The organism is Tardiphaga robiniae (genome assembly GCF_001618955.1).
Lineage (GTDB): Bacteria > Pseudomonadota > Alphaproteobacteria > Rhizobiales > Xanthobacteraceae > Tardiphaga > Tardiphaga robiniae_A.
Genome location: NZ_LVYV01000023.1, coordinates 140,787 through 167,015, shown reverse-complemented (window position 1 = coordinate 167,015; position 26,229 = coordinate 140,787). Strand labels below are relative to the sequence as shown.

Annotated in this window: 20 protein-coding genes; 8 read left to right on the top strand and 12 right to left on the bottom strand. The window is 57.2% G+C overall.

Annotated features, from left to right (window positions below; all coding sequences use genetic code 11):
- Position 1 precedes the first annotated feature (1 nt).
- From A4A58_RS18315 to A4A58_RS18290, 6 genes are all read right to left on the bottom strand, one after another.
- Positions 2-1,270: an FAD-binding oxidoreductase gene (locus A4A58_RS18315; protein WP_204378186.1), complete on the bottom strand. Its 1,269-nt coding sequence runs from the start codon at positions 1,268-1,270 to the stop codon at positions 2-4.
- 50 nt (positions 1,271-1,320) lie between these two features.
- Positions 1,321-1,749 (bottom strand): GtrA family protein, encoded by a 429-nt coding sequence (locus A4A58_RS18310; protein ID WP_068734684.1) that lies wholly within the window; start codon positions 1,747-1,749, stop codon positions 1,321-1,323.
- Positions 1,746-3,185 (bottom strand): UbiA family prenyltransferase, encoded by a 1,440-nt coding sequence (locus A4A58_RS18305; protein ID WP_081421944.1) that lies wholly within the window; start codon positions 3,183-3,185, stop codon positions 1,746-1,748. The genes A4A58_RS18310 and A4A58_RS18305 overlap by 4 nt, the downstream gene beginning before the upstream one ends.
- A gap of 114 nt (positions 3,186-3,299) precedes the next feature.
- Positions 3,300-4,490, bottom strand: coding sequence for an acyltransferase family protein (locus A4A58_RS18300; protein ID WP_068734680.1), 1,191 nt, complete (start codon positions 4,488-4,490; stop codon positions 3,300-3,302).
- 252 nt (positions 4,491-4,742) lie between these two features.
- Positions 4,743-6,074, bottom strand: coding sequence for a hypothetical protein (locus A4A58_RS18295; protein ID WP_068734678.1), 1,332 nt, complete (start codon positions 6,072-6,074; stop codon positions 4,743-4,745).
- Between the two features lie 66 nt (positions 6,075-6,140).
- Entirely contained in the window at positions 6,141-7,274 is a 1,134-nt protein-coding gene (locus A4A58_RS18290) for an acyltransferase family protein (protein ID WP_068734676.1), read from the bottom strand.
- Between the two features lie 480 nt (positions 7,275-7,754).
- On the opposite strand from A4A58_RS18290, the gene A4A58_RS18285 reads away from it, so the two are divergent.
- The 3 genes from A4A58_RS18285 (at position 7,755) to A4A58_RS18280 (ending at position 10,935) form a co-directional block, all read left to right on the top strand.
- Positions 7,755-9,356 carry a GMC oxidoreductase gene (locus tag A4A58_RS18285; protein WP_068734674.1) on the top strand — a complete coding sequence of 534 codons (1,602 nt, stop codon included), beginning with the start codon at positions 7,755-7,757 and terminating at the stop codon, positions 9,354-9,356.
- Positions 9,357-9,393: 37 nt separating this feature from the next.
- Complete coding sequence (locus A4A58_RS31270; RefSeq protein WP_204378185.1) at positions 9,394-9,519, top strand: NAD-dependent epimerase/dehydratase family protein; 126 nt, start codon at positions 9,394-9,396, stop codon at positions 9,517-9,519.
- A gap of 75 nt (positions 9,520-9,594) precedes the next feature.
- Positions 9,595-10,935 (top strand): UDP-glucose dehydrogenase family protein, encoded by a 1,341-nt coding sequence (locus tag A4A58_RS18280; protein ID WP_068734672.1) that lies wholly within the window; start codon positions 9,595-9,597, stop codon positions 10,933-10,935.
- 37 nt (positions 10,936-10,972) lie between these two features.
- On the opposite strand, the gene A4A58_RS18275 is transcribed toward A4A58_RS18280, so the two are convergent.
- The 3 genes from A4A58_RS18275 to A4A58_RS18265 are packed head-to-tail and all read right to left on the bottom strand — an operon-like array spanning position 10,973 to position 14,773.
- Positions 10,973-12,499, bottom strand: coding sequence for an oligosaccharide flippase family protein (locus A4A58_RS18275; RefSeq protein WP_068734670.1), 1,527 nt, complete (start codon positions 12,497-12,499; stop codon positions 10,973-10,975).
- 53 nt (positions 12,500-12,552) lie between these two features.
- Positions 12,553-13,491 carry a class I SAM-dependent methyltransferase gene (locus A4A58_RS18270; RefSeq protein ID WP_158005703.1) on the bottom strand — a complete coding sequence of 313 codons (939 nt, stop codon included), beginning with the start codon at positions 13,489-13,491 and terminating at the stop codon, positions 12,553-12,555.
- Between the two features lie 34 nt (positions 13,492-13,525).
- Entirely contained in the window at positions 13,526-14,773 is a 1,248-nt protein-coding gene (locus A4A58_RS18265; protein WP_139069880.1) for a glycosyltransferase family 4 protein, read from the bottom strand.
- A 484-nt stretch (positions 14,774-15,257) separates the two neighbouring features.
- Here A4A58_RS18265 and A4A58_RS18260 point away from each other — a divergent pair, with 484 nt between their 5' ends.
- From A4A58_RS18260 to A4A58_RS18240, 5 genes are all read left to right on the top strand, one after another.
- A complete protein-coding gene (locus tag A4A58_RS18260) occupies positions 15,258-16,730 on the top strand; it encodes an undecaprenyl-phosphate glucose phosphotransferase (protein ID WP_068734664.1) in 1,473 nt (490 codons plus the stop codon).
- Between the two features lie 70 nt (positions 16,731-16,800).
- Entirely contained in the window at positions 16,801-17,967 is a 1,167-nt protein-coding gene (locus tag A4A58_RS18255; protein ID WP_068734662.1) for a glycosyltransferase, read from the top strand.
- On the top strand, positions 17,957-19,291 hold the full coding sequence (locus tag A4A58_RS18250; RefSeq protein WP_139069879.1) for an O-antigen ligase family protein: 1,335 nt from the start codon (positions 17,957-17,959) through the stop codon (positions 19,289-19,291). The genes A4A58_RS18255 and A4A58_RS18250 overlap by 11 nt, the downstream gene beginning before the upstream one ends.
- A 70-nt stretch (positions 19,292-19,361) precedes the next feature.
- Entirely contained in the window at positions 19,362-20,315 is a 954-nt protein-coding gene (locus A4A58_RS18245; protein WP_068734658.1) for a glycosyltransferase family 2 protein, read from the top strand.
- Positions 20,312-21,418, top strand: a complete 1,107-nt coding sequence (locus A4A58_RS18240) for a glycosyltransferase (RefSeq protein WP_068734656.1) — start codon at positions 20,312-20,314, stop codon at positions 21,416-21,418. Before A4A58_RS18245 ends, A4A58_RS18240 begins: the two co-directional genes overlap by 4 nt.
- A 1,593-nt stretch (positions 21,419-23,011) precedes the next feature.
- Here the strand turns inward: A4A58_RS18240 and A4A58_RS18230 are convergent.
- Genes A4A58_RS18230 through A4A58_RS18220 form a run of 3 tightly spaced genes read right to left on the bottom strand, consistent with a single transcriptional unit; the run spans position 23,012 to position 26,228 of the window.
- Entirely contained in the window at positions 23,012-24,160 is a 1,149-nt protein-coding gene (locus A4A58_RS18230) for an acetyl-CoA acetyltransferase (protein ID WP_068734652.1), read from the bottom strand.
- Positions 24,157-24,579, bottom strand: coding sequence for a Zn-ribbon domain-containing OB-fold protein (locus tag A4A58_RS18225; protein WP_068734650.1), 423 nt, complete (start codon positions 24,577-24,579; stop codon positions 24,157-24,159). Before A4A58_RS18225 ends, A4A58_RS18230 begins: the two co-directional genes overlap by 4 nt.
- A complete protein-coding gene (locus A4A58_RS18220) occupies positions 24,576-26,228 on the bottom strand; it encodes a long-chain-fatty-acid--CoA ligase (RefSeq protein ID WP_068734647.1) in 1,653 nt (550 codons plus the stop codon). The genes A4A58_RS18225 and A4A58_RS18220 overlap by 4 nt, the downstream gene beginning before the upstream one ends.
- Position 26,229 lies beyond the last annotated feature (1 nt).

Here is a 26,229-nt window from a genome sequence, read left to right as displayed (position 1 = left end):
ATTAGATGCCCAGTCGGTCAGAGAGTAAGGAACGCATTTTGCGATCTGGATCGAACCGTTGCCGTACAGCGGCAAATTCAGCGATCCGCGGATATCCACGCTCCAGCATGCGGGCTCCCATCCTGGCATCCTTCGCCAGATAGATCCGCCCCTCGTGATCATCAACGATGCGATCAAGTTCGAGGAGCATGCTGAAAGTTCTTGCTCTAATGGGATAATCGAGAGTCAGCGTGTAGCCCTCTCGTGGAAACGAAAGTGGACTATTCCGCTGTCTGCCACAGAGCTTCAACACGGAGAGAAATGACCCCAGTCCGTAGTCAGAGGCAGTCCGAAGGATCGCGCTTATCCCTTCGAAACTGCTCTCGCGCGGAAATGCCACCTGATACTGAACGAAGCCCGCGCGCCCGTAGATCCGGTTCCATTCCGCGATACTATCGAGAGGATAGAAGTAAGGCTGGAAATTGATCAACGAGCGCCCGAATCTGCGCGATCCGACATAGAGTGCATTGAAGGCTGATACGCTAAATTTGTTCAGAGTCATCCCGGGAAAGTCGAATGGTACTTTTCGCCCGTTTGGAAGCTTGGCGGAAAATGGCACAGATGCCCGATCCTTCGGCAATTCCGCTGCTGCTAGATGCTCTCCCGTGAACACAACCGAGCGGCCAAGCTTGTCACCCTGCGCCAAGCTATCGATCCATGCGACCGAATAAGTTGCTGAGAGTGAGCTCTCTAGCACGTCGAAAGCTTCTCTCAGGTTGTTTGCCCGAATAGTTTCCTGAACAATCAGGTCCGTCTCAATGCGCAGCATGCGGAAGGTCGCGCGCAGGATGACGCCGGTCAGCCCCATGCCGCCGATCGTGGCATTGAATAGGTCAGTATTCTCATCATCCGCACAACGCAACGTTCGTCCATCGCTGACCGCGAGGTCAAGGGACTCGACATACTCACCAAAACTGCCCGCGCCATGATGATTCTTTCCATGGACGTCCGAGGCGATCATGCCTCCCACAGTCACATATTGCGTGCCCGGCGTAACAGGCGGAAACCAGCCCTGCGGTACGAAGACGTTCAGGATGTCGGCGAGAAGTACTCCCGCCTCGCATGTCAGACGCCCCGTCTCTTCGTCGAAAAAAAGAATGCGATCGCTGCCCTCCATCAGCAGCGTCATCTGCGAATTCAGTGCCGCGTCGCCATAGGCGCGGCCCGCTCCGCGGGCGATCAGGCTTGTTGTTGAAGCCATCAACTTTATGACATCAGCTTCGCCGCGCACCTTCCGGGCTGTGCATGACAGCACAGGATATCGTCCCCATCCTGAAAGCATCATGCCGCCGCCTCAAAGACAAATCGCCGATCGAGGTAGTATTTGATGACATAGCCGATAGTGAGCCCGATCACCCCGCCGACCATCAATCCCGTGGTCGTCGGCACGATGAAGAACGCCACGGATTCAAATATCCAGAAGATGGCGGTCGTCACCAGTCCCATCGCCGTATACATCGAGAACTTGCGCGCATGAGAATTGAGATCGTGGCTGCGGTCTTCGAAGATATAGCGCTTGTCCAGCACGTATTTGATCAGAAGGCCCGCCAGTGTACCGCCGGCGAGCACGACAAGCAGTCGAAACTGGTCCGCGACTCCCTGCTTTACCAACAGCCAGTTTAATGCGTTCTGCGTCCCGAGGTTGGTCGCCATTGCTATGACGCAAAAGACGACATAAGTCGCGATCAGGCTGCGAGCCGATGACTTCATAGGCTGATATACACGACGCCGAGGCATACCGCTCCTACGCCCAGACTGACCCGGTCCCGCGCAGCGAAGACGATGGGATCATCATCCATCTGTCCGCGATGAGCCTTGAGCAACATCCGGCTCGTCCAGAACAGCAACGCCACGCAGATCAGCAGCAGTCGATGCGGCTTGTTATAGAGGTTTACGACAGCCTCGCTGTTCAGGTAGAGCGCCATCACCAGCGCCGACAAATAGCCGCTGGCAGCGGCCATGGACTCGATCACCGGCAAATCGTCGAGCCTATACCCCCGTCCGCCCGGATCACCACGTCCACTTTTAACGCGATCGACTAGTTCACCGGAACGCTTCACGAGGGCGAGGCTGAGGAACAGGAAGATGGAGAACGCTTCCAACCACTGCGAGATCAGCACGCCGGTGGCCACCGATCCGCCGATCACCCTCGCGGCATACAGGCACGCAAGCGCGATGACGTCCACCAACACCTTGCGCTTGAGCCAAAAGGAATAAAGCGTTGTCAAAACCAAATAGCCGGCCAAGACGACCGCAAAGACCTTCGGCAGGAACAATGTGAGGGAGAACGCCGCAAGCAACAGGCTCGGCGCCATCACCGCCCCATGGATGATGGGAACGCGCCCTGATGCGAACGGACGATTGCGCTTGCGCGGGTGCTGCCGGTCGGCTCGCAGATCGAGCAGATCGTTGAGAATGTAGACTGCGGACGCGCACAGGCAGAAACTGATGAAGGCAAGAATCGACCCGAACCAGGTCGTCATCAAGACGTGTCCGGCGATAGCGGGAACAAACACGAGCGCATTCTTCAGCCATTGGTGCGGGCGCAGCGCCGAGATGTAGTCGCGAAGGCCTGGCCGGGACCCAACAATCTCCACTACGCCTGGCTGGCCGCCCGAGATTCCGGCGCGCCAGGCGCCGCGCCCACCGGCGACGATTGCAACGTTGCAGGTGCTCCAGACCTTAAGGTCCGCCCGGCTGTCGCCAACATAATCGAACTGAGCCTTACCAAATCGCTCGCACAAGGCATCCGCCTTGGCCGCACCAGACAGGTTGATCTTGCCGTCCGATCCAAGCACACCATCGAACAGGCCAAGGTAATCGGACAGTGCGGACACGAGCTGCGCGTCGGCCGCAGACGCGAGATAGATCTTCCGCCCTCGGGCTTTCTCACCGCGAAGGAACGTGATGACCTCTTCCCGCAAGGGCATCAGCGAGATATCGATCTCGGCCTCGCTCGCCAGCCGTGCCTTGAAGGCAGCCCTGCCTTTCCGCAGCTCTGCCAGCGCCAGCAGCGCTCTCCATGGCTTGCGTGAGAGCAGCGCAAGAAATGTCTCGACGAGCAAATCGGTCTTCAGGAGCGTTCCATCAACATCGACGATGAGCGGAACCGACATACCGGACAACGATGCTTCTGCTAAGCCCATACGCCTTACTCCAGCTCGCTTCACATTATTACAGGTCGTCTCACATCAACTCGTCTGCATCTCGTCTCGCGTTGCGCTAGCCCGTCGAGGGCCCCCGTGTCGCCAGCTGGAACTTCAGAGCGCGTCCCGCAGGCCACACGGAATCGGCTTCTCTGCACTCCCCGCAGGTGCGACCGGAAACATGTTTGCGGCCAGATTGTTGAAAAAATCCCGAGCCGGGACTTCAACTAGATTGTACGTATGACGCGACACGAAGATCACGATGACGAGATAGCCAACCGCTACGAGATCCAGAAACCAGGGACCACCCACCGTGAGAACATCGAACGGCGCTCCGTCATGAACGAACTGCGCGCGCAGCGGCATATGCAATTTTTGCTCCAGCGCCCGCGTCAGCGCGTTGAAGATGGTCAGAACAACAAAATGAACCAGGTAAATCGAATACGAAATCTCTCCCATACTCTGAAGCGGCGCCCACTTGAGCCCGCGCGATAAAATCCCACCCCCGCCCGCGAAGACAAAGACCACCGCTCCAAAGAGAATTGGGCTCACGAGGGCTAGCTGGCTGCGGGATGACATCGAAACCAGCACGACCATCGCGATAACGATCGGGATCTCGAACCACGAAGCTGCACGCATCCCCAATGGCGGCGTCATGCGGAAGAGCCGGTAGACGAAAACGCCGACGAAGAATTCGCACATGCATCTCGGAACAGCGGTATAGAGCGGCGGCGGCCCGGTATGCTGACCGATCAACATGTAGAAGACGGCGGCAGCCAGCGCAGCGGCTACGCCCGCAATCGCCACCGACGGCCGTCCGAACACCACGCAAATACTTGCGAATGCTGCATAGACGTAGAATTCAGTGCTGATGCTCCAACTCGGCAGATTCCAGGTGAAGTCCGGAAAGAAGCCAAGGCCATGCAGCAGGAATACATTATAGATGAGCGCCTCCACGCTCGTTCGCCCGGCAAATGCAGGCGCGCCCGCACCGAGGCCAGCAAACTTCATCGTCGCATACTTCAGGACCTCGCTTGCGAGCAGAACAAGCGTAGTGACAATGTGCAGCGGCCACAGCCGGCCGAAGCGACGAATAGCGAAACGAAAAAACTCGTCCTTGTTCGAAAGGCGGTTGCCATAAGCGTGAGTAAGAACAAAACCGCTCAGGACAAAGAAGAAATCGACGAATACATCCGCTTTTCGAACAAAGGGAATATCAAAAAAATGACCGAGAACACTGAGATGGAAAACTGCAACCCCGATGGCTGCTATACCACGCCAGCCGTCTAAAGCTGCGAAACGCAATGGATCCTCCTAAAGGAAAATTCCACTTCGGGTAGGCTATCGAACGCGTACAATTTTCGGCAAGTACATATTATATGCAGGAAACGCCTTCATTTGCGACATCTCCAGAAACTACACTTCCACGTTTAGTTGGGCGGAACCGAGACTTACTTTTCAGTAAAATCAGCCTTCCGCAGGTTTTCCTTCGGAAGCACGCGATGTCCTATAGCGCACCACTCGCACTGCGGACCGCGCCCGCGTCGCGCGTGGTGCCTATGTTCGCGGCGATTTGAGGCGAGCCAATCCACCGAACGATGCCAATACCAGCACAATGACGAACTGGCGCTCGACCGCTTGGGTGACAATCATGGGAGCGAGCAATGCGACGCATGCGATTACAAATGAGAATGAGGACGCTCGCAGTCGTTCACTTTGCGCCGCATAAGCCAAACCGATAAGTGCAAGTAGTTCGAGGCCGCAGAATGCCATCAGGTCGATTTTTGGGCTGACATTGCAGCCATAACGTTGGCCCGGGACACAGCCCTCTCCGCCAATCAGGCCGGTAGCGCGCTGCATCGCCCGGATCGCTACGCCCGCCGGATCGGCGCGGACCTCCTCCATGGCCATTTCCTTGAATATGCGGCGCTTGTTTTCGTCATGGAGCCACTGCTCGTATCTTCCCTGGGGCAACAACATGGGGCGCGGGTATGTCACCTTGTCACCCGCTTTATACCTCCGCTCCATTTCCGCGAAGAGCAGCTCATCCGCCTGCGGCCGCTCATGATCCCGAAGGAACACATTATTGTTTCGTGCGAGATTTTCCTCGGCCGTGGTCGCGAACAGCACGACGCCGTTATGGATCATCACCTGCGCTGCAACGTAGGGCCCGGCGATCACGGCAAATGCCACCACGAAATGGAACCGATACCGGATCGCGAGCAGAGCGAGCATCACAAGATAAATGGCCAGCACCGCGACGAATGCGTGTGTCAGACAAGCCATCGCGAACAATGCCCCGCAAAGCACATATCGGCTCGGCTGCCCCTGCGTGCCAACGGAGAACAGACGATACTTCACGATCAGAAATATCGCGGCACCGAGTAGCAGGAGCACCAGACTTTCAGGACGAATTTGAAAGTAATAATGTGTTCCGATGACGAACAGGGCGACAACGGCGATACCGATATAGCGGCCCCATGGCTGCGCTATCGCGGCGATCAGGAATGCAAAGCCGCCATAGGCCAACAATACATTAATGCCCCGAAGAACTCCCACGCCGCAATTCGTTATTGCATGGATGCTACCCATCAGCATCGGATAGAGCGGCGGCCAGATTCCCCCCGCGTAAAACGTGCCGATCGTCTCGAGATTTGCATTCCCGCGGACAATGCTGGCGAACATCATTGACCGCTTGAAATGGTCATGCTCGTCCGAGAACGTCTCGACAACGCCGAAAATGCCGTTATGGGCAAGCATCACAAGCGTCAGGACAAAAGCGAGGCCAAGCAGGACGAATGAGCCTCCCGGCTTGATATAATGGGCTGCGGCGTAAACCACCTCGTTGACAGCGCTTCCGTCTTTTGAAGAACTCGTCTCGGCCTGCATGATTGCCTCAATCTGCCCCGTTTACTTTCAACTTGCCCGTTTCGCCGGCTCGGCAGGCCAGGCTTCTCACTGCTGCAGGCGCGGATTCCACAAGCGACCGAAGGAGCCCACGCCGGCCGGAAACAGGAGCCTGTGCACTGGCGGCACGCTGCGAATGGCAACAGCAACACCCGCGGCGATCACAATCGTCAAAGCGAGCGTCACAGCGCCTGTCGCCCAAGGCCCCCAACTGGTGACCAGCACCGCCGGCGAGATCGCGCGGATCCCGATATAGATCGGCTGGTGAAGCACAAAGAGCTCGAAGGACATCCTGCCAAGCCCACCAAACAACCTCTGCACCGGCAACAATCGGCTGACGGCCAAGAGAGTGACAAAGGCCCATATCTGGATGAGGTCGAGCGCAATCAACTTCAACGGCGTTGCGATTGACGGCACAAAGATCATTCCGACATTGAGTGGATGACCACGATTGATCAGCCCAGTCGCGAGCATGAGCGTCAATGCAATCGCGCCAAGACCGATGAGCATCCACGCCGGCATTCGGCGTCGCCCAAGATCGAGGAACGCAATTACCATTCCCGGAAACAGCAGCAACGCCGCAATCGGCCACCCGAATGGCGTGACGTATTTCAGACTCTCCGGCAACAGACCTACCAGACTGTGGACCAAAGCCGCGACGGCCAGAACAGGCCATAATTGCGCGCCCGCGAGCGGTGCCACAACAATCATCACAAGGCGAACACCGATCAGCGCTGGCAAGAACCAGAGCAGTTGAAGGCCCGTCGCGTGATCGAAGCCGCGCGCACTCATGGCAAGCACGGCTTCGGCGACCAGCATGGGTACTTCGATCAATGTGCGACCGGAGAATTTCACAAAGATAAGTGAGTAGACGAGTGTGAACACCACACAAGGCCAGCCGTAACGGACGATCAGGTCGAATGGTTTTGCCTGCCCCCACGTCTGCCAAGGCCTCAGGAACGGCAAGTACAAGAACATCGCAACGTGAAACAAATACAGAAATGCCCGAAACTCCGGGCTCGCATATTCCAGGCTTTTGTTATGTCCAAAGATGATAAGGAAGATGCAGATACCTTTGAACGCATCACCCGATGCTGATTCCAGCATTGCAGCATGCGTCTCCTGCTGCGACTTCTGCGCATCAATGACTTCTGGCGTCGGACGAGCTGCGGAATAAGCCATAGGTCCTTTGCTCCGTCGAAATCGGTCGCCGGCCCAGGGCATGAAGCCCATGACGCATTACATCCGGCGTCAAGCAATCGACATGCCAGAGCTGGCCTCACTATTGCATGAGTAGTTCGTCTCGAGCTTGAGAGGTGCGTATGCCGGACCGTAGCTGGGAGAAGGAATCTCGTTCGTCGGGTTGGCGCGAATTCCACTGCGCTGCGTGCGGGAGCCCGTCCATCCGAATTCCCAAGCTTCTCCGGGAAGATCAGGAAGTGAGATGTCAGCGCTGCGATTTCGTGGTGTCGACGTGGGGCCGCTTTCGAACGTCGATCGAGAACAATATTAATTGATGCGAGACCGTTACCGACGACGCTGCCTGGCTCCCGCCGAAGCCACGCGGCATTCTTCTTGCAACGCTATCCCCGGGGCGATCCTTCCATTCTCCTTAATCCATCGCATCGCGCTTGAGCCGTGCGACCGACTGCGGATGAGCGAATGTCTATTCGAGACCTCCGCGTTGAAGAGAATGACGAGGCGAAGTTCACGCAGATATGCGTCATTGGAGCTGGCTTTGCCGGTCTCGTCGCATCACTACGTCTCGCAAAACAGGGCTATTCGGTTGTCCTGCTTGAAAGCGGCTATCAGACGCTCGAACCCGACATCGACGAATTGAATCGCGCAGACACTTCATCGACGTCATATGCTGGCGCCATGACGGGGCGGCTTCGCGGTCTCGGAGGTACATCACGTCGATGGGGTGGGCGCCTTCTTCCTCTAACGCCGCACGACACTGGCCCGCGTCCACACCTGTCGCTGGACGGCTGGCCGTTCCCGATTCATGAGCTCGACATCTATACACCAGAAATTGAAGAACTATTTGGCCTGGACAATAGTGCGTTCGAGGGAGACGTCCTTGATGGGATAGATCCTAACTCTGTCATTCCACGATGCGACCCGGACATTCACATCCGGCTACCGAAATGGCCAAATTTTCGGCGCCGCAATATTGGTCAGCGGCTGCAACGGCAGATCACACGCAGCTCCGCACTTCAGCTTTATCTTGGAGCAACAGTCTGCGGTCTGGGGGTCGATCCAGCAACGGGCCGGCTAACGTCAGTCGAAGCCCGCTCCCTCAGCGGTCGCAAACTCACAGTCAACGCGGATCAGTTCCTCATCTCGGCGGGCACGATCGAGACGACGCGGCTTCTTCTGATTCTAGATCAGCAGTCGCAAAATCGCGCGTTCGAGAGATGCAACGCGTTGGGCCACTATTTTCAAGATCATATCCGGCTCGAAGTTGGCCGGCTTCTGCCGACCGACGATGACCGGGTGACCCGCCTGTTCGGCTATGATTATTGGGGAAGCACCCGTCGGAAGCTCTACTTCCAGCTCAGCGATCAGGCTCAGGATGCGAACGCTGTCGCCAGCGCCTATGCCGAAGTCCGGTTACACATCTCCGACGGCACACCTCTGGATCGGCTGAGAGCACTCGTTCGTGATTTCCAGCGGCGCGAGCTCCAGCATTCGCTGCGCAAACTCCTCTATCTCTTGGTCGACCGCGATCTGCTGACAAACCTCGGCCTATGGCGCGCATTGACACAGCAGACATTTCTGCCGCCCGCCGCTGAACTGCGTCTGGATGTCCGGATTGAGCAAATCCCCGTCTACGACAATCAAATCACACTATCCCAGAAACGTGACAGGTTCGGCGTTCCGCTTCCAAAATTGGAATGGGCACCCGGTGAGACCGAGCTCCGGACGTTTCTGCACACAGTGCAATGCCTGAGCAATTTCTGGATTCGTGCGGGAATTGAGCCCCTGTGCCCGGTAATCTGGAATCCGGGTGTTTTAGAGGGAACCTTGTCGCTCTCGGAATCCGTCGACACCTCTCATCCGTCAGGTACGACGCGCATGGGCACGATACCAGCGGAGTCCGTGGTCAATGCAGATCTACAATGCCATGCCATCCCCAACATCTGGATCGCCAGTGCATCGACATTTCCAACTGCTGGGAGCGCCAATCCCACTTTCACCATCATCCAGCTGGCGCTCCGGGCCGCCGACGGAATTATGAGGACGATGTTGCCCGGGGTCTAACGCGGGCCGCCCCGCTTATCCCGAAAGGAAGCCAACAATGCGTTTTCTTGTCACGGGCACAGCCGGCTTCATCGGCTTTCACGTTGCACGTGACCTCCTCAAGCTGGGTCATACCGTCCACCGGTCCCGCGAATTGGCAGGGATTCTGCATATCTGGATATGAGGTGCCGCTCATGCGTTGCCTGGTATATGTGCAATTGCCGGACTTTCGTTTTCTCGAGTAAAAGAGGTTTGAACGATGGATATTACGGTAGTAGGTGCTGGCTATGTCGGACTGGTTTCGGCAGCCTGTTTTGCAGACTTTGGCCACTCTGTGACTTGCGTGGATACGGACTCCACCAAGGTCGAGAACCTCAAGATTGGTACCATTCCGATCTTTGAACCCGGACTGGACGACCTCGTCACCCGGAATATTTCCGCTGATCGATTGCGATTCACCACAAATCTCAAGGCTGCTGTCAAAGGCGCATCCGTCATCTTCATCGCCGTCGGCACGCCATCGCGACGGGGCGACGGCCATGCGGATCTGAGTTATGTCTACCAGGCAGCGCGCGATATAGCGGGAACCGTCGAAGGCTATACAATCATCGTTCTCAAGTCGACGGTACCGGTTGGAACCGGTGATGAAGTCGAGAGCATCATCAGGTCGGCGCGGCCTGATCTGCAGTTCTCGGTTGTTTCAAATCCGGAATTCTTGCGTGAAGGTGCTGCGATCGGCGACTTCAAGCGGCCGGATCGTATTGTCATCGGTACCGAGGAAGAGCGTGCGCGGGATGTAATGAGCGAAGTCTATCGCCCACTGTTCCTCAACCAGTCGCCAATCTTCTTCACGGAGCGGCGAACTTCCGAGCTTATCAAATACGCATCTAACGCCTTCCTGGCCGTCAAGATCACGTTCATCAACGAGATCGCAGACCTTTGCGAGCTAGCCGATGCCAATGTCCAGGATGTCGCGCGCGGTATGGGGCTGGACAACCGGATCGGTCAGAAATTCCTGCACGCCGGCCCAGGCTATGGTGGGTCATGCTTTCCGAAAGATACGGCGGCGCTTGTCAAGACGGCGCAAGACTATGGTGGAGCGTTACGTATCGTGGAAACGGCCGCTGCCGTAAACGACCAGCGAAAGCGCGCCATGGCTCGTAAGGTCATTGCCGCCTGTGGCGGCTCCGTTAAAGGCAAGACGATCGGATTGCTGGGACTGACCTTCAAACCCAATACCGACGACATGCGCGACGCTCCATCCATCGCGATCGTTCAGGCGTTGCTCGACGCCGGCGCGACGGTCAATGTTACAGATCCAATAGGAATGGCGCAGGCCCAAGGGGTTATCAGCGGAGTGACGTTCTATCCGGATGCCTACACTTGCGCCGATAATGCGTCCGCCCTGGTTTTAGTGACGGAGTGGGATGCTTATCGTGCACTGGACTTCCCACGGCTTCGCGAGCTGATGCATCTGCCTATTCTGGTCGACCTCCGGAATGTCTACCGAGCGGCCGAGATCGAACGCCACGGCTTCATTTACAACAGCGTCGGTCACAAGCCTTCGCGGCCCAAGTCTTTGCTTCGCGCCGTCAGCTAGATGGCAAACATGTAGGCGCCTGGGCTGTCAGTCAGCCTCAGTCGACCGACACAACGGGCAAGCCAACCACCGGCCTGCCCGTCCGGATCTTGATCAGTGAGAATATTCTGCGCCGCGCCCAAACCAGATCCTCGCCGATGATCCGATCCGGCAACAGCGACATCGTCACCGCAAGAACGATGATTAGCGCCATTGCCCCCGCACCATGCGACAGAAGCCAGCCAAACCGTGAGAAGGACCAGATCACCGCGATGTCGGCGAATGCGCCAACGCCAGCGATCCCAACGGCGCGCACGTGCACGAAGGCGATGCTTGCCCAGCTGAGATTAACAAGACGTCGAGCCTGGAGAACACTCACCACGTAGAATATCCAGATTGCAGCAGTGAAGCCGCTCGCGACTCCGACTAGGCCGTGCGGAGATCCGACCAGCAAGCCAACGCTCACAAGGACAAGATAGAGCAATTGACGAAAGGCAACGCCGTTGAAACGCCCTTTGCTGAGCGCTAGTGACTCCGAGATTTTGTAGCTGGCGCGGCCTGAAAATGCCAGGAACAACACACTGGTCACGGGGATCGCAGCCAACCATTGAGAACCGAACAGGATACGAATGATCGGCTCGGCATGGATGGCGAGCCCGACGCCGATAGTGACGTAGATAGGCAGCAACACGGACAGCATGCGCCGAAAGAGCAACGTTACACGCTCGCCATCGTCCTGAACTCCCGACAAACCCGAGAACATGACCCGCTCAACCGTCGTGGAGAATAGTTGCGTTGCCATGGAGAATAGACTACCGGCACGTGAGTAAAGCCCCAGTCCATCCGCGCCGAACAGTCGCCCGACGATGACATTCGGACTCGAAAGCGCACCCCAGTTCAAAAGCCCACTGGAGACGGAAGCGCGCCAGTCGCTGATGAAATTCCGATCTGTGATCCGCCATACGAATTTTCGAGGCGGACCGGCTGCACGACCAACCAGGACTAGCTCGGTCAACGCGGCGAGAATGCTCGGGATCACCAAAGCCCAAATCCCGAATCCCAGAGCGGCAAGCAAGATGGCTACGATGGAGTAGGCGAATATGTTCGATAACAGCGCGGCAACCGTGACCTCCCGATAGCGATGATCACGCATCAGCAACCCGATGGCAGGCGCCGCCATCGCTTTGATTGGAATGATGACGACCGCAGCTAACAGCGGCCATTCGAGTCCTTCTATCCTGAAAAACCCGGCCACCCACGGCGACGCAGCGGCTGCCAAAGCTCCGAGCACGAGGCCAAATATTGCAGACAGACTGAAAACTGCATTTCTGAGATCAGCATCGACCTTTGTCCTTTGAATGATGGGAGAGACAAAGCCGCCCTCGGTCAGAGCATTGCCGAGAAACAGAACGACCGTGATCGCAGCCATCATGCCGAATTCACGCGGTGACATCAGTCGTGCTAGTACCACTGACGACGCAAGCCCGGAGAGTGCCAACCCGAGGCGCCCGATCATCAGCCAGCCAACGCCGGTACCGAGCCTTCGTGTGAGGCTGTCGCCGGAGGATTCCCCACGCGCGTCCATCAGCGAAACGTCCCTCCAGTATCAACTGTGTTACGGTTCACGACGCCACCTCGCTAGCCCAGATAGATATCCGCTGGATGCAGTTGCGGCCGGACATTCCCCGAAAATTTAACGCCGAAGAAGAATGAGCCATTTGCACCGTCGATCCGCCGCTGCTCGGGGATGAAGCGATCCAGCATGACGAAGGCCAGTCCTGGAGCTGCCAGCAAATTTCCTAGCGTCTTTGATCGCGTGACCGCCCTCCAGAATTGACGAACGGCCCAGTAGAGCGAAAGACCGGGTCCACCGAGAGTACCACGATCGATTGCCTCGAACTCGCGGAAGAGCAGCCGATGACCACTTTCGCTGAAACGCCAGAAATCATAGGCACCCTCGTGAACATGCTGCAGGAACGGTGTTTCCGCATAGACGAACCCGCCCGGCTTCAGTACGCGAACGATCTCGGAGACCACTCGGACAGGATCCACGACATGCTCCAGCACGGCCTGAATGCAAACCAGATCGACACAGCCCGACATCAATGGGATCGAGTGCGCGTCGGCGATGAAGAGCGTATTCTCGCTCGGATAGATGTCGAACGAGACGACACGTAATTCAGCATCACTATAAAGCGCGTCCGCCCCCTCTCCCCTGGTTCCGCCACCAATCACCAGCACAACCGGCTTGGCGACACGCGCCTTGATCTCCGCCGCTACCCGCTTGTAGTTCCGTGCGCTTGTCGCCGTAGACACATAGAGACTTTTCGCGAGCCGTCTGAAAAGGGAATGTCGCTTCCTGTCCAGAAGCGGGCGAAATCCCTCGCTGAAGTCCTCCGGGCGCGCCACGCTGGTGTTGAAATCAATTAGTATCGGCTGCCCATGAATGCGGCGGACGGCGTCTTCCGTTATCGCTTCGCCGCCACTAGTACCAATAGCTTCCTTCAAGAACAACGGCGTCTCCAGACATTCAGGACGCCTGAGCAAATGGGCGATCTCGGTGAGGTTAGCCAGCACGGTCACATCCCCTTTTCTGAGGGTTGAAAGATCACTAGGTTTGATTGACCTGAGATGTCTCGCGAGCGGTTCTTAGTCCGACAGAAGCGCCTGGCTCGGACAAGGCACGGTAGAGTTCAACATAGCGCGTCGCGACCGATTCAAGGTCGAACTTTTTCTTCGCGTGCTGGGACAACCGCCGCGACCACTCCAGCCAGATCGCTGGGTCGAGTGCGTGGGCCCTGCGAACGGCGACCGCAATGTCGACTTCGCTACCGCTCACCGAAAACAGCGGATAATTCTCGAACGGAATCACGTCGCGTGCACCGCTCATATCCGTAATAATTGGCACGACGCCAGCCGCGAGCGCCTCTAGCAGCGCGTTAGATAGGCCTTCAGAACTTGAGAGAAGCAGCAGAAAGTGCGAGCGGTGAAGAAGTCCGCTAACGTCCGTAATGGCACCGAGCAGCCGTATATCTAGCGGATTTCGCGCACTTTGCAGTCTGGCTTCGATCGCGCCCCGTAAAGGCCCTTCCCCGGCCAGCATCACCATTGTCCTCTTCGGCGCCGGTACAGACTGGAGGCCCGCAATCATCGACAACACATTCTTCTCGGGAGACAACCGCCCCACAAAGCAGAACACTGCCGCATCTTTAACGCTAGCGGCCCGCGCTTCCTGCGTCTCCTCAATGCACGCTGCGAAGCGAGTGAGATCGACACCGTTCGGAATCGACGCGATTGCAAACGGAGATACGCCATGCGCCTTCAGATCGTCTTCGATCTGCTTACTGATCGCAATGAACCGACTCGCGTGCCTAACCACAAAATCGACACCGGCCTTCCCGAACAGATATTTCCTCCGTCCTATCACCACGAGATCGTTCTCTTCTCCGCCAACGCCCAACTTCAGGACCGATGGAAGCTTCAGGAACTTGCTTGCGACCGCGGCGACATAGGCGTTGATCCGGAGCTGGTGCGCGTGAACAACTTTGATGTGTTGGCGATGCCAGCACAGCCAGAACAGCGCCTGAACTGCCCAGAGCAATGACGACAACAAATGGCGACCGGCGAGCTGCGGCGGCGACGGACACCAAAAGCGGATCACTCGGATACCGATAGCACCATCGTCAAGAGCGACGCCGGGTACGCGGCTCGACAAGACGATGACATTCTCTCCACGACCTTCTAGCGCCCGGGACAGGCTCAAGCACTGCTTCTCTGCGCCGCCCATGATCTCCACGAACTGACACGTGAGCATAACAACAAGGGATTGGCGATCGTCCTGCTTATGCCGCAACCACATAATCGAGTACTCCGACTCCCAGCAGCCGCTCAAAAACAAGCATACGTTATGCCAACTAATAACAACGCCAGAGCACGCACACTGCTGCACAGAGGATTGCGCAATACTTCATATCCTGCTTCCCCGACGATTAATAATGGAATTCAGGACGCTGCCTGTTGAACACTCGCAAAGTCCACTTCTTCGGCGGCGACTGCCGCGAAACCTCGCAGAGCATCCATAAGTTCTTCGCTACAGGTCATATCACGACGACGAACCTACGATTTTGAAAGCAAACACCGCTAAACTTTTAATCTTGACGTTAAGCGCCTTCGCAACCCTGAATAGGGCCAGGATATTTTCTTCTGAACTAACAATTTCTGACTATCAAGAATTACGCTCAACGACCTCGACTGCAGAACGATACAAAGCGACGGTCCCCATGCGGGGCTTCCATGCCGGTTCGACTTTCTATCTTTTTCAATGCAACGCGTCGGTAGCAACTATGGCATCGGTATCAGAGTTCCACGGGCCACAGCTTCTGTTCAAGCCCAGCCATCGAATTCCGTTATCGTATGAAGCGTGGGGTTACGCGCTGGCAATAAGCGACGCCTGCGCCATTATTCTAACCGGCTGTATCTCCGTACTGACATACGCATACTTCTATTCGCACGCCCAGCTCCCAGTTTTCAGCGAATTACGCGCTCCGCTCGGCGCGAGCTTCATACTCGGTGCTTTATATCTCGCCTCGGCACATGCACGGGGGATATATCGCCCGTCATCACTGCTGCGAAACGGAACCACACTGACCAAGATACTGACGAACTGGGTAGGCGTCTTTCTCTTCGGCTCTTTGGCGGCGTTCTTGCTAAAGATCGGTGATCAATTCTCGCGAGGCGCTCTCGTTCTTTACTTCGTCACCGGTGCCGTAGCGCTCGGGATCGTAAGATATGCCGCAGGACGTCTTCTAACGAATGCGCTTCGCCACGGCGGCCTCAAGCGCAAGCGGATCGCCCTAATCCAGGATTCCGACCCGCACGCGCCACTGTCGAAAACCAATGACATCATTCACTCTCTGTCACAGCATGGGTATGAGATTGTTCGATCTTATCCCGCCAATGATCTTGCGGGCACCTTGGGCCGGGACAGCGCGATCGCCCGCGACGACCTCCTCGATCTTAACCGCGACGGAAAACTCAACGAGATCGTCATTTGTGCTGGCGCCATGAATTCGACGCAGCTTACAAACCTGATGCATCAACTGCGTCGCATCCCGGTTTCCGTGAAATTCATCCCGCATAGCGAGCTATATTTCCTTCTGCAACGGCCATTGGTCGATATCGGGGCCGGCGTTGCTGTCGAGCTGCAGCGCCGACCGTGCTCAACGTTCGAACAGACCATAAAGCGCCTGATTGATATTGCTTTCGCCGGGGCTGGTCTACTCGCTCTGTGGCCGATGATGCTGATGATCGCGGTATTAATCCGCCTGGATAGCCCGGGACCCGTGTTCTTCGCACAAAGGCGCACCGGCTTTAACGGCCGTGTATTCCGGATCCTCAAGTTCCGCTCGATGACCACTGCAGATGACGGCAACGTTGTCCAGCAGGCATCGCGCGGCGATGCACGCATTACCCGAATTGGTAGCTGGCTCAGATCGACGAGCATCGACGAGCTACCTCAGCTGATCAATGTTCTTCGCGGCGAAATGTCGATCGTCGGACCTCGTCCGCATGCCGTTGCGCATGACAAGACCTATAGCAATCTGCTCGATAACTATGCGCTTCGCTACCGGATGCCGCCGGGCATTACGGGATGGGCGCAAGTCACCGGCTATCGCGGCGAGACGGCCACCACAGACCTTATGGCCAAGCGCGTAGAGCAGGATCTCTGGTACATCGAAAATTGGAGTCTGACTCTCGATATCAAGATTATCTTTCGAACTATCTACTCGGTTATGAAAATTCGCGATGTTTACTGATCTACGGGGACGTCGTTTAGCGTTCCCCGGACCGTTCGCCAATTTGCGTTTCTCTTCCGGAGAAATCGACATGTACAATACGAATCCGCATCATATTCTTCACATCATCACTCGCCTCGTTGCAGGAGGAGCTGATGAAAATACAGTCCTCAGCTGCAACCATTTTGCTCAACTGGGGCATCCCGTCACAATCATCTATGGACACGACTTCGATCCGAAGATGATTGCTCGGTTGCATCCGGCGGTGAAAGCCATTCAGGTCAAGTCCTTGACCAGAAGCATCAGCCCGATGCGCGATCTGCGCGCCATGCGTACGATCCGGCGCCTGCTGTGGTGGCTCCGGCCGGACGTCGTACATACGCACACCAGCAAGGCCGGCGTCATCGGGCGCATGGCGGCAATGAACATCCCGAGTCTCGCCGTCGTTCACGGAATTCATATCCTCGCTTTCATCAATGTCGGCTGGTTGCAGCGTCAGGTCTATGTTGCTCTAGAGCGGGTCACCGCATCATGCACCCACGCTTTCGTCGATGTGAGCCCCGGCATGATGGAGCTAGCGCTCGCGCATGGCGTCGGCACCCCCGATTTGCACTATATCGTGCCCAGCGGCATGGACATTGATGCCTTCCGGAGCCGGCAGCTGGAGCACGTGCGTATCGACACTCCGACGAGCCGTCCGCGCCGACGAGTTGTCTATCTCGCCAATTACGAACGGCGGAAGGCTCATCGCGAGCTGATCGACGGCATCAGCGAGCGAAGGGCACAGTTTGGCGACACGACATTCGTGCTGGCTGGTACAGGCGCGCTCGAAGACTCATTGAAGGAGCATGTGTCTAATCTCGGGCTACAGGAGATCATTGATGTGTGCGGTTATGTCTCGGACGCGCCCGCGTTTCTGGAGACGGCAGATCTGTGCATCTATTGCTCCGGCAGAGAGGGCCTGCCGCGGGCCGTCGTTCAATACTGTGCCAGCGGAAAACCTGCCGTTACTTTCGACCTGCCGGGCATCGAGGTGATTGTGAAGTCGGAGTATAACGGCGTGATCTGCAAGCAGGGAGACTTTGATTCAATGCTGACCTCCGTCCGCAGCCTGCTCGACGACCCGTTTCTTCTTGCCAGTATGAGTTCAAATGCAAAATCCATTGATCTGGAAAAGTGGTCGACTGCCAGTATGGGCGTGTCTCTAGAGACGATCTACCAAACTGCCATCATGCGAGCGCGAGCCATTGTACAATAGCTCCTTCAGAAGCCGATTTGAGGTTACACCGCGAAGCATCGTCGCGGCCGGCATCGTCTGTTCGCTCGGCGCACTTTTCATGGGGCTGGAGTTACGAACTCCGGTTGGCACGCTAAAGCCCATCGACATTGTCACCTTGGGTCTTATTGCACTGTATCTATGCACGACGCATCCGCGTCATATCAGAATCAGTGCAGGCATGCTCCTTCTCCTCATGTTTTATCTGGTTTCGACGGTTCCGGCACTCTGGACTGGTGAACTAGTTTACATTAGCAAGCGATTTTTGCAGATCGCGATTCTTATCTCTCTCGGAATTCTCATCTGCAATATCGACACGTCCGGCCTGCGACGTTGGCATTACCAGCTGCTTCTCGGGCTTCTGGCCGCGACAATTGCATTCAACGTCATTTGGCATGTCTCACATGGCCATATCATTGTGTGGAAGCAACTGGGCGATCCAAAATCGGCCTTTCTGTTTCTCCCGATGTGCATCGCGATCGGCCTTGTGATCGGGGCGCTGCCGACCAACCGCTTCTGGCTCTCGATCTGGGGTCTGCTTTTTGTCTTGATCCTGATGTCGGCCGAGCGAAAGGCGCTGGTGCCATTTCTGGCCGTCACACTCGCGGTATTTCTCAATGTTCGGAACCTGGGCGCTCTCGTTCTGGCTGCCGCTGCGGGCGCCCTGGCCATGGCTTTTGCAGACATTCTGACCGACGGACAGATATCGCAGCGTGTCGGCAGTATATTTGTCGAGCAGGACCGGAATGAGATCTGGTACGCGATAGAGGGCGGCTTACCTTCCTCCATTAGCGATACCGCTCGCAGGCTTGGCACCGAAGTCGCGTGGGCGATGTTCTCCCAGAACCCGTTCCTGGGCGCAGGTACTGATGCAACCGGCAATTTCGCACGGACATATTTCGCAAACTATCCGCCGTATTTGCGGGCAGCCGTGCATAATGAATTTCTGCGCATGCTGGCCGAGAACGGAATTCTCGGTACTGGCATCGTACTTGCTGCGCTCGGCCGTTCGATGATCCTGAGCATTCGCGATGCGATCTGGATGCGGCGTCGCTTCGGCGACTATGCCTACATCCGGATTCTGTTCATTATGTTCATCCCGGTGCTGACCTACATGTGGTATGAAGGGTCCGGCACCGAGATGTTCGTGATCATCGTTTTGATTACTCTGATGCCGGACTTGCTGCCCAATATTGTCATGCGCGCGCGAACTTACGCGGAGCAATGCGTCGCGGTCGCTCGCGCGCAGCATGCGATCGAGCCCCGAAAACAGCATCGGTATATCATGGAGAACCGGGCCACTTGAGCTGGTGGCGATATGCATGGACGGCACCTGACGCAGAAAAGCCGGTTGGAACCTAGTAGTGAGTAATCGTATGAGTGTTTCCGTTATCGTTACCTGCTTTGACGAGGGGCCTTTTCTGCATGCAGCCATTGCCAGCGTGCTCGCGCAAAGTCGCGCTGACCTGATCGACCACATCGTTATCTGCGACGACGGGTCGGATGCGGAGACCCAGGCGATCCTGCAGGAGCTCCCCGCGCGCGATCCCCGCATATCGATCTTGCCGGTCGCCACAGACAAGATTCAGGGCACACGCGGCGTGTCGCTCAACCGCAATCGCGGCGTCGCCGTCACCGACAGCGACTATATCGCCTTCCTGGATGCGGACGATCTCTGGCGAGCGGACAAGCTCGAACGGCAGCTTACCGTCTTTGAGGCCATGCCGGAGACCGCGCTCGTCTATACTGCATTCTCATTATTCTGGTCGGACAATCGCAAGCCGCCCGAAGTGGCCCCGCTCGTTGATCTTACCCTTCAGTCCGATCAGAGCCTGGCGTATTTCATGGACGACCCTCCCATCGTCCCGTCCACGGTGCTGATGCGGCGATCATTATGGGACAAGCTTGGCGGCTTCGACGCGACGCTGGAAGTGTTCGAGGACACTGAATTTTTCTTCCGTGCAACAAGGCTAGGTCGCGTTGCAGCGGTAAAGATCCCTCTGATCGACAAGCGACTTCACGAATCGGCCGTGACCTCCAAACGCAACCAGCTGATGAAGCATCACGCCTACGTGGCGCTTCATATCGCCGCTCAGGATCCACGTCTGCTTCGTTACGCAGCTAGGCGGCTATCCGAACGAGCGCGAAAGCTCGGAAATCTGGAGGCGCTGGACGGCCGCAGCGAGAACGCCGTGAATCTTCTGACGTCGGCGATCTATTTCAACCCGTTGAATCTGCGAGCCTGGCTGACTCTCGCATTACACTATCTAGGCGGTGAATCGGCCATGAGAGCCGTAAAGTTGACGCTGTCACGCGCGAGCCGATCATGACCGGGCAACGCCGCGTTATCTACTTCATCAATGGCCTCACGCGAGGTGGTGCCGAGATCGGGCTGCGCAGCCTGCTGGAGAACGGCCTTTTCGAGGGTTACGACTTCCGGGTCATCATTCTGCACAGAGGTTCCGCCGAGCTCAGGCGTGAAGTCGGGGCTTTAGCGGGCGAAGACCGCATTATCGAAGCCAGCGCTTCGCCAAAGCTGACGATCCGCGGCTGCGTTATTGGAATGTATCTGCTGTTCCGGACCATCGCCACCTTCCGTCCAGATTCAGTTATTTTGTCGCTTAAACAGGCGAACATTATCGGCAGGCTCGTCCTATATGCATTTCCCAAGGTCAAGTGCATCGCCTTCGAGCACATTGCCGAACTGGAGCGCGGACCGGCCGTCGCGCTATATAGTAAGCTTCTACGACTGACTTCCGGTCGAGTCGACAGCGTTTGGGCAGATTGCACCACGACATTGAATGCAACGCGCGTTTACTTCAAGCCGCGGCAACGTGAGGAGAAAGTCGTCCCGCTGTTCCTTGCCAGCGATGAAGCCCCGTTGAAGAGCTGTTACGAACTCTCTGGCCCAGCGCGGATCGTAACCGCCGGTCGCCTGGTCAGTCGAAAGCGCGTCGATCTCCTGCTCAAGGCAATTCGAATTCTGGCCGACCGTGGTCGCCCGCTCGTTCTGACCATTTACGGCGAAGGACCCATGAAAGCTGCGTTTCAACAATTGGCGAACGAGCTCGGCATTGGCCAACAGGTCGAATTCGCTGGATTCAAACATAAGTGGTACGCCGATGCCGCGGATCATGATCTCTTTATCCATATGAGTGACGAGGAAGGATTCTGCATCGTCGTCGCCGAAGCTATGATGGTAGGCTTGCCCGTTATCGCAAATGCCGTAGGTGGAATACGCGATTACTCTTGCGACGGAATAACGGCTGCTCACCTATCATCGATGGATCCACAATATGTGGCAGATATTATTGAGAGACACCTCGATTGCGAGAACCATCGACATGATTTGGGGAACTGCGCCGCCGACTGGATCAAATCAACATATCGACGAGAGCGAGTGATGGAGCTTTACCGGAGCGTTGAATTCTGACTTATCCTTCACGGACTATTCCTGGATTGACCGAAAACGACTGACTTATCAATCCGCGGCACGGCCCAGAGAGAACAACGCGGTTCATTCTATTTTTCCATTGTTGGATTTTTAGTTTCTAGTTCTTGTTACGAGGCACGTCTTCGAATGACAGCGGCTCAAGTATTTGTTCTTGAGATTGACGGCAGACCGACGCTTGTATTCGACGCGCCCGATGCGGATGTCGCCGGTGCTATTTGCGTCGATGATCTGCTTAGAACAGATCTCGAGTCGATGGCTACCAATGGCGAGCCTATTTGTTACCCCCATTCCCGTCTCGCATATCGCCCTGCCTCTCCACGCGAGATCGCTGCCTTTGAGCACGCACATCTTCGTGCTCCCGAGTCTAATGAGCCGACTATGGTATTCCTTATCAATGTTGATGGGATCGTCATGATATCCGTCGAACCCTCTGCATGAGTCCAATGATCAGCGATCCGAGTTCTCCAACGGGCTTCCACTCATTGTAAATGCCTTTCGCGAGCAAGGGGTCAACGTGACAGTTCCATCGAACAATGCTTGGTCGGTTGAGGAAGATCAGAGATTGAGGAAACTGGCTATAGCGGGCCGATCCAATCTCGAGATCGCGCAAGACCTGGACCGCACCCTGGCCGCCGTCAAACGACGAGCCAGTTCTTTAGGCGTTCCGCTGGGCAGGGCCGGACGTGCGCGCCCCGGGATCTCGCGATTTGGATAAAACGAGCCTGCTCTAGATCAAAATCGGAAACTCGCGCGGCCGTCAATGTATTGCGGCACGAATGCGTATTAACGTTCCAAGGTAGACGGCGACGATAAGTCGATCGATGTGCGACAGCATAGTGACGCGACGATTGGCTGAGACGACAAGTTACACGCCTCATCGCGCCGCTTCAGGACCGGCTGCTGCGCCTTTATGGCCATCCTCAAAGTGGCACCGATAACTCACCCGAGGGCGTCACGCATTGCCCAACGGTCGATCAATGTCACGATGCCAGCTTTATGGCGGTCTGCGTTTAACGACTTAGCCGAGAACCGAGCTCTTCGTCCAACTCTTGCCTGGGCGCTCAGCGCTTGGTCGTCTTAGGGACAGGTGTAGCTCGTGGGCTTTGATTGTGGTGGCAGCTCGGGTACGCCCAATTTCCTTCGCTATTTCTTCCGGCGGTAGGGTTCCCGCCAAGTGGTGGAGCATTGCAATTTCGTCGGCAGTCCAAGGCCGGTGTAACATCGCCATCTTTACCTCCTGATACTCAACTCAACCATCGAATCGGCTGCAAATTTCATTCCAGACTTCGGAATTGAACCGTAAGCAACGATGCGCAATCATGGTTGATGGACAAACCCCACCGGATATCTGGTGGAACTTTTCAAAGGTAACGAAATACAGAATACTGTATCCGCATGCTCGGATGTTACTACTCGTCTATGAATTTTAGACGAAATCCGCCTCGTACCATTGGTACTGTCTCGTCAGCGAACATATTTTTGCTCACGACAAACCTGCCCGCTCGCTTTGTGAGCGGAAATCCAACGCAAGCGGTTATCCCTAGGACAATATGGACATCAACAGATCTGTCATTACAGCGTGTTGGCGCCGCCAAGCACGGCCGTGAATTCATGCGAGAAGGTGCAACCATTGCCATGAGCGATCGCGATCTCGGCATCCGCGATCTGCCGTGCGCCGGCATTGCCGCGTAATTGCTCCGTCGCTTCGATCAGCGTGAACAGCCCATACATGCCTGGATGCGCAAACGACAATCCACCGCCATTGGTATTGACCGGCAGAGCACCACCCGGCGCGATCCGACCACCGGAGACAAACGCGCCGCCCTCGCCTTTCTTGCAGAATCTCATATCTTCCAGGAACATGATGACATTGATGGTGAAGGCGTCGTAGAGCTGCAACACATCTACATCAGTCGTGGTGATGCCCGCCATCTCGAACGCGCGCGGCGCGCATTCAGCCGTCGGCGTCGTACAGAAATCCGGGATCTGCGAGACCTCGCGGCTCCAGCTCGCGCCGGCGCCGCCGAGGAAATAGACCGGCTTGTGCTTCAGCGCTTTCGCACGATCGGGACTGGTGACGATGACCGCCGCACCACCATCACTCATCAGGCAGCAATCCAGCCGCGAGAGCGGATCGGCCACCAGTGGCGATGCGAGCACGTCGTCGATGGTCAGCGGTGCCTTCATCGTCGCATCGGGATGCAGCTGCGCCCATTGCCGCGCGGCCACGGCAACTTCCGCCATCTGCGCGCGCGTGGTGCCATATTCATACATGTGCCGCGCGGCGCACATCGCGTAGCCGGGCAGCGGCGACATCAGGCCGTAGACTTTCTCGAAGGTCGGCAGTTCGTGGATGCCGAAGGTGCCGGCCTGTTTGAGGTTGGAGCCATAGGCGATCAGCACCGTGGTGCAGAGCCCTGCCTCGATGGCCATGGTCGCCTGCAGGAGATGCGACAGGAAGGACGAGCCGCCGGTCATGTCGGAGCAGGCCCATTTCGGGCGGATGCCGAGATACTCACCCATCGAGAGCGTCGGGAACATGTGATACAGCGTGCCACCGCAAATACCGTCGATGTCTTTCAACTGCAGACCCGCATCGGCGACCGCGCGTGCAGTGGCGCCCGCCATGAGATCCATCGAGGATAGACCGGGCGCACGGCCGAGGCCGTAGGTGCCGATACCGACGATGGTGCTCTTGCCACGCAACGAGGATGCGGTCATGGCGCGGCTCCCACGGGACGAAACAGCACGATGGGCTGTTCGCTATTGGCATAGGCGCCGAAATCGACCAGTGCGATCACCGCCTGCACGCGCATGCCGATATGAACCTCTTCCGGAGCGCACTCGATGACGCGGCTAAGCATGCGGACGCCTTCGTCGAGATCGACGACACAAGCATTGTGGTCGCCGCCATGCTTCGCGGGCCGCCGCATAATGGTGGTCGAATAGACCGTGCCGAAGCCGCCGACCTCGACGAATTCGAGATCGTCGGCTCCGCTGTGCGGCGCGATCAGGCGCGGATAGAACACATATTCGCCGGTCGAGCGCGAACGCTGGATCATCAGTCTGCCGGCGCGCAGATGGGCCCAGAACTGTCCTTCGGGACCAAGCTCGGCCGCTGGCGAGGTCGCTGTCGTCATATCCACTCCGCTTCCTGCAGCGACCGCCAGCTGATCTTATTGCTTTCCGAGCGCGGCAGACTGTCGACCAGCACCACCGAGCGCGGCGTCTTGTAATTGGCCATGGCGCCGCGCGACCAGCCGATGATGTCGTCTGCCGTTATCGACGCTTTGGCCGCATCATGCAGGACCACCAGCGCCTTCACCGACTCGCCGCGATAGCTGTCCGGCGTCGAGATGATGCAGCACTCCTTGATGGCGGGATGGCCATACATGATGGACTCGACTTCCGCCGGCCACACCTTGAAGCCACTGACATTGATCATCCGCTTCAGCCGATCGACAGCAAAGAAATAGCCGTCGCGGTCGCGATAGCCGAGATCGCCGGTGCGTAGAAAGCGCTTGCCGTCGAGCGTGACGAAGGAGGTCTCGTTCGCTTCGGGCTTGTTCCAGTAGTTCTGGAGCACCTGCGGGCCGTTGACGACGATCTCGCCGATCTCGTCATTGCCAAGCTCGGCCAGCGTGTCGGGATCGATGATCCGCGCGTCGGTCTGGTGCACGGCGATGCCGAGGCACTGGCGCCTTGGCGCTTCCATCGGATTGATGTGGGTCGGCGACATGGTCTCGGTCATGCCGTAGCCTTCGACGAATTCGAGGCTAAAGCGGGTCTTCAACCGCTCGGCCACCGCCACCGGCATCGCCGCGCCACCTCCGGTGACGACCTTGAGCTTTGCAAAACATTCTTCGCGAAATGTCGGGCTGGAGAGTACATCGACGATCATGGTCGGCGCCGCGTTCCAGAAGGTAACGCCATGGGCCTCGAACAGATCAGGGATCAGGTCCTTATCCCAGCGCGCCATCAGCATCAGCGTCGCGCCGACCGAGATCGCCGCATTCATCGAGCCCTGCATGCCCGCCACATGAAAAAACGGCTGCACGCCAGTCAGCACGTCGTCGCCACCGAGCCGGTACCAGCGCGCTTGCAACACCGCCGTGAACAGCACGCTCGAGTGCAGATGCATGCAGGCCTTCGGCTTGCCTGTCGTGCCGGATGTGTAAGGGAACAGGCAGAGATCGGCTGGCGTCGCGGTCATCGGCGACGGCGTCTCGTTGCGCGCGATGACATAGTCCCAGGCGCGCCAACCCGGCGCCGTGGGGCACGATCCGTTTTGCGTCACGCAGGCTGGCAGCGTGCAAGGCGATGTCTCGGGCACATAGTCTCGATAGTGCGCGACGATGATGCTGTTGATGGTGTTGCCAAGCAGCGGTGCAAAAACATCGACGAGATCGCTGCCGATGATCGCCACACTCGCGCCGCTGTCGGACGCGATATAGTCGAGTTCGGCGGTCTTGTTCATCGGGTTGATCGGCACAATCACGGCGTCGGCCCGCACGACTGCGTAATACGCGATCACATATTGCGGCGAATTCTGCAACGCGACCATGACGCGGTCGCCGCGTTTCACGCCGCAGATGTTCTGCAGATAGCCGGCGAGCGCATCGACCTGCCGCAACAATTCCGCATAGGTGACAACACCGCCATAGAAAAGCGTGGCCGGATGATCCGGCCGTGCTGTCGCCGCGCGTACCAGCGCGTCGTAGAGGACGCCTTCCGGCAGCGGCAGAGTGTGCGGTTCGCCGGGCGGCCAGAACGGAGAGATGGCACTCACG